Here is a 6,001-nt window from a genome sequence, read left to right as displayed (position 1 = left end):
TTCAGATAAGGCAGTATTTTGAAGGACAAACATTACCTGAAATAGAGGAGTATGACTAAGATTTCTCTCTGTTTGTAAGGCTTCTACTAACATTTCAAAGGGTAAATCTTGATGAGCATAAGCACCTAAAGACATTTCTCTCACTCTCATCAATAATTCCTGAAAACTGGGATTTTCTGAACAGTCAGTCCGCATTACTAAGGTGTTCACAAAAAAGCCTATTAAACTCTCTATTTCACGACGGTTACGGTTAGCTATAGGTGTGCCTATTAAGATGTCTGATTGTCCTGTATAACGATAAAGTAATATTCCATAGGCTGCTAACAATGTCATAAACATTGTTACCCCTTGTTGCTGACTTAATTCTGTTAGCTTTTGGGTGAGTTCAAGGGATAGTTGGAACTCTTGATGTGCCCCAGTAAATGTTTGGACTGCTGGACGAGGTTTATCTGTTGGTAGTGGTAAGAAAGTTGGTGCGTCTGCTAGTTGTTTTTTCCAATAATTTAATTGGTTTTCTAGGACTTCTCCCTGCAACCATTGTCTTTGCCAAATTGCAAAATCAGCGTACTGAATTGGTAGGGGTTTTAAGGGTGAAGGTTGACCTTGATTAACAGCATTATATAACGCTGTTAATTCTTCAATCAATACACCCATTGACCAACCATCACTAATAACATGGTGCAGACATAATAATAACCAATATTCGTTATTATTCAGCAGGATTAAGGTGGCTCTTACTAATGCTTCTTTACCTAAATCAAAGGTTTTAAATGCTTGTTCTTTGACTAATTTTTTGGCAGCAATTTCTTGTTCTTTTGGGGATAAATGCTGCAAGTCAATTACTGATACAGCCCAATTTGTTACTGTTTGAATAACTTGATTTGGTTGTCCATTAACGGTAATAAAGTTGGTTCTTAATGCTTCGTGACGTTGAATAATTTCCTCTAAACTTTGTGTTAAAGCAGATTGATTAAGATGACCTTGCAAACGTAAAGCTACAGGAATATTATAGAAAGCACTATTAGGTTCTAATTGGTCTAAAAACCAGAGACGAGTTTGAGCGTAAGACAACAATAATTCAGATTGTTCACCCCTTGGTAATATGGGGGGTGCGGATAGGGTTAAATCCTGTTGCTGTAATTGTTGAATTTGTTGGGATAATTCTTCAATTGTTGGTGCTGTAAATAGACTCCTTAAGGGAATTTCTATTGAGAAATTAGTGCGAATGCGGGAAATGAGTTGAGTAGCTAATAATGAGTGTCCTCCTAGTTCAAAGAAGTTATGATTAATGCTTACTTGTTTGACTTTTAAAACTTCAGACCAAATTGTTACCAGTATTTCTTCAATTGGGTTACGCGGCGCAATATACTGCTCTTGGCTTTGGAATTCGGGAGCCGGTAAAGCACGGTAATCAGTCTTACCATTAGGTGTTAAGGGTAGGGATTCCAAAATGACAAAGGCACTAGGAATCATATACTCTGGTAACTTGGCTTTCAGGAATTGCCGCAGTTCAGTAACATTAAGTGAATTTTGCTCTTTTGGAGTGGAAATAATCTCTATTTTGGGAATAATATAGGCGACTAAACGTTTCTGATTTGTCTCATCTTCCCGGGCAATCACAACAGCCGTTTTGACCGCAGTGTGCTGACTAAGAACGGTTTCAATTTCCCCCAATTCAATGCGGAAGCCGCGAATTTTAACCTGGTTATCAATGCGTCCTAAGTATTCGATATTACCATCTGATAGATAACGAGCTAAATCTCCTGTTTTATAGAGGGGTGAATTCGGTAAAAAAGGATTGCTCAAAAACCGTTCAGCCGTCAAGTCAGGTTGCTGGAAATAGCCTCTAGCCACACCATCCCCACCAATATAAAGTTCTCCCGGCACACCAATTGGCACAGGTTGCAAGGATGAGTCTAGGATATAAACTTGGGTGTTAGCAATAGGACGACCAATAGGTTCGGGGGTATCTAGTCGGGGGTTAGGACGATCTCGTTTAACTTCATAAGTGGTTGACCAAACGGTTGTTTCAGTCGGTCCATATATATTCCAAAGAGAACCCACTTTTGCCAACAAACTATCCGCCAATTCTCGTGGCAATGCTTCTCCGCCACAAATCGCCTTTAATTTAGGGTTCCCCTGCCAATCTGGGCTTAATAGAATACGCCAAGTTGCTGGTGTGGCCTGCATCACTGTGGCTTGATGAGTCGCAATTAGTTCGGCTAATCCTAAACCATCTGAGGCAATCTGAGAACTAGCTAAAATCAGCTTTGCCCCCACCACTAAAGGAAGATAGATTTCCAAAGTATGAATATCAAAACTAATCGTAGTAACCGCAACTAAGCAATCTTGAGCGGTTAATCCTGGTTCTGATTTCATGGAATGGATAAAATTCACCAGGGATTGATGGCAAATTTGTACCCCTTTAGGTTTACCAGTTGAACCAGAGGTAAAGATGACATAACACAAATGCTCCGCACCAACCTGACTTTTTGGATTGTTCTGATTTTCTTGAGCAATATCTGACTTATCAGTGTCTAAACAAATAACTTGCGCTCGATGATTGGGGAAGGACTCTAAAATTTGACTAGAGGTAATCAAAAATTTGGCATCAGAATGAGACAAGATATATTCAATTCGCTCTTTAGGATACTCAGGATCAAGAGGTACATAAGCACCACCCGCTTTTAATATCCCCAATAATCCGACCATCATCTCTAAGGAACGCTCAAGGGAAATACCGACTAAAGTATCAGCTTTTACGCCTAATTTCCGCAAATAATGGGCTAACTGATTAGCTCGACAATTTAACTCATTATAGGTTAATTGTTGACCTTCAAATACTACTGCAACAGCATTAGGAGTCCGTTCCACCTGTTCCTCAAACAATTGATGAATACACTTATCTAATGGATAGTCAGCCTGAGTATTATTCCAGTCAAAAAGTAACTGCCGCTGCTCAACTTCTGTGAGCATTGATAATTGGAAAATGGGCTGCTGTGGATTAAGCACAATGGAGTTGAGCAATCTGACAAAATGCTTGGCCATACGCTCAATAGTAACAGCTTCAAATAAATCAGTATTGTATTGCCAACACGGCTCAATCTCCCCTTTCGCTTCCCTTACCATTAAACTCAAATCCAAGTGTCCGCCTCTTTGTCCTAACAAATATGGCTCCATTGGTAACACTGATTTTTGCAGATGCAAGGAATTATTTTTAGCCTCACACCAAGTTTGTGCTTGCCAAGCAAAACTGACTTGACATAAAGGCGAACGGCTAGTATCTCTTTGTGGCTGGAGTTTATCTGCTAACCAAGAAAATGGGTAATCTTGATGCTTTTGGGCTTGTCTAACTATTTTGCCAACTTGAGCCAGAAGTTCTGTAAATGTGGCATTCTCCTGAACAGAAACTCTTAAAACGGTCAGGTTGGAAAAGTAGCCAACAATCTCTTTAAATTCTTTAGCCGTCCGACCTCTCATCGGACTACCTATAAGAATATCTGTTTGATTAGTGTAGCGGTAAAGTTGGACGTAAAATGCTGTGAGCAGAATCTGATAAAGACTGGTGTTCGATGCTGAAGCTAGATACCTGAGTTTTTCAGTTAACTGTTCATCTAGCTTGGCAATGTATGAGGCTCCTTGATAGGTCTTTACTGGGGGGCGGGGTTTGTCGGGAAGCAGATGCAAAATTGGCAATTCGCCAGCTAATTGTTGTTGCCAATATTGCCACAGTTTTTCTCCCCTAGTACCCGATAGCATTGCTGCTTGCCATTGGAGAAAATTTGCATAGGTTTTATTTTCATTTAAAGAATCTGGGGCTGCTTCTGTCTGCTGTTGACTAACTTGCTCCACTTCCCCGGGATATAAAGCTTGAAATTCACTCAGCAGTAAATCATAAGACCACATATCGCCAGCAATGTGGTGCATTGTCAGTAAGAGAATGTGTTCTGCTGCTGAACGAGTAAATAAATTCACCCGCAAAACTGAATCTTTTTCTAAGTTAAAAGGGCGGTCAGCAATAGCATAGATTTTTTCTACTAATTGGTCTTCGCTCCAGTCGCTGGCATCTATTACCTCAACCTTAAAATTCTCTTGCTGGTTAACCTGCTGTACCGGTTTGCCTTCATAACTGGTATAGGTGGTTCTCAGAATTGGGTGCTTTTCAATAATTTTTTGCCAGACACGATTGACAACAGCAATGTTTAAATAAGCATGAATTTTTGCAGTAATAAATATATTATAAGCAACGCTCTCCGGAGCAATTTGGCAGATTAACCACATTGCTTCTTGTCCCGGTGAAAGTGGGTAAATTGTTTTCATATTTCTACTCATGACTCTCCCGCATTTGTGATGATAAAAAAAGGTTATCTAGGGGAAGGCGTATGCTTTATGCCCCTACAGAAACCGAATTTGCCCCCCACTGTAGGGGCGCAAGGAAGCCGAGGACAAAATGTAACATATATCGAACATTTTTCACCATGATGTCGCGAGGTCTGTTATCGCTTTGAGGGAACAGTAAACGGGGAAGAAAATCGGCGCACCTCATTACTTTGAACCCTGTATCCTGAAATCCTATCATAGAAAAGAAAATTTGTCATGGTCAACAAAATTCGGTAATATGTGGTAGTCTGAGAAGCGCTCACTAGCTTTAGCTATCAAAACAATGGTTACTTGTAGTAAGATAACGAGGGTTAAAAAAGCAGTAGCAGGGGGGCTGAGAAAGCGATCACTCTATGCTGACAGATAAAGCGACGGGAGTATGTTACCACAACTCAAGCACAATAACCTTAAAATTGTCGGGGAGCTTTATATTTTCGCCAATTGCCTTCTAATCCGCCAATCCAGCCAAAATCTAAAATCATTCCAGCAAAATGTCCACAACTCAAATATAAATGCTATATGTCCGCCAAAGTCCCTCAAGATCGATCGACGACTAATATTATCTCCGATGTCAGCAAATTTTGGCACAGTGTCAAGCTGATCGCTGCTCCCTATTGGTATCCTACTGAATCGGGGGGAAGGGCTTTTTCTGATGTGATGAAAGCTTGGGCAATGCTCATCCTACTAATCGGGGCAATCCTAGGAGTTGTGGGATTAAATGCCTTCAATAGCTTTGTTAGTAATTACTTAGTTGATGTCATTCTTGAAAAAAGTGATTTTGATAAATTTGTCAAAACTTTGGTAGTTTTTGCGGTTGGACTGCTCTTTGTCACCCTTTTAGTTGGCTTGCTTAAATTTCTCAGAAAAAGAATCGCCCTAGATTGGTATGCTTGGCTCAACGACTGGATTCTCAACAAATATTTGCATAATCGCGCCTATTACAGAATTAATTTTAAATCCGATATCGACAACCCAGATCAGCGTTTATCCCAGGAAATTGAGCCGATTACCAGTAAAGCTCTCTCCTTTTTTGCAGTTGCCCTAGAAAATGTCCTAGATATGATCACTTTTTTAGTGATTCTCTGGTCAATTTCTTCCTCTGTAGCCATTATCTTAGTCGTTTGGACAATTCTCGGTAACGTCATTGCTATCTATTTTAACCAAGCTTTAAATAAAATTACTCAAGAAGAATTAGAACTTAAGGCTAACTACAATTATGCTCTAACCCACATTCGTAATCATGCGGAGTCAATCGCTTTCTTTGAGGGAGAAAATCAGGAATTAAATATTATTCAGCGGCGATTTAATAAACTCTTAGACAGCGCTAAACGTAAAATTGATTGGGAGAGAGGCACAGAAATTTTTAGTCGGGGCTATCAGGCGGCAATTCAAGTATTTACTTTTGTCATTTTGGGTCCTTTGTATATCAATAGTGAGGGCATTAGTTTCGGACAGGTCGGGCAAGCCTGTTTAGCGGCTAATTTGTTTGCTACGGCGCTGGCGGAATTAATTAGTGAATTTGGCACTTCGGCACAATTTAGCAGTTATGTTGAACGTCTATCGCAATTTTCCCAAGCCTTAGAAGAAGTCATTAAACAACCGGAAAATTTAAGCACGATTA

The 6,001-nt window shown here is 40.0% G+C and carries 2 protein-coding genes; one reads left to right on the top strand and one right to left on the bottom strand.

Going from position 1 to position 6,001, the window contains the following annotated elements:
* Positions 1-4,320: non-ribosomal peptide synthetase (locus PX481_RS16005; RefSeq protein ID WP_288026434.1), on the bottom strand; the 4,320-nt coding region annotated here is incomplete at its 3' end.
* A gap of 579 nt (positions 4,321-4,899) precedes the next feature.
* Between PX481_RS16005 and PX481_RS16000 the strand changes: the two genes are divergently transcribed.
* Positions 4,900-6,001 (top strand): ABC transporter transmembrane domain-containing protein (locus PX481_RS16000; protein ID WP_288094962.1); only part of this gene is annotated, 1,102 nt, incomplete at its 3' end.

The organism is Microcystis sp. M53603_WE2 (genome assembly GCF_030065435.1).
This window is presented reverse-complemented; position numbering and strand designations above follow the sequence as displayed.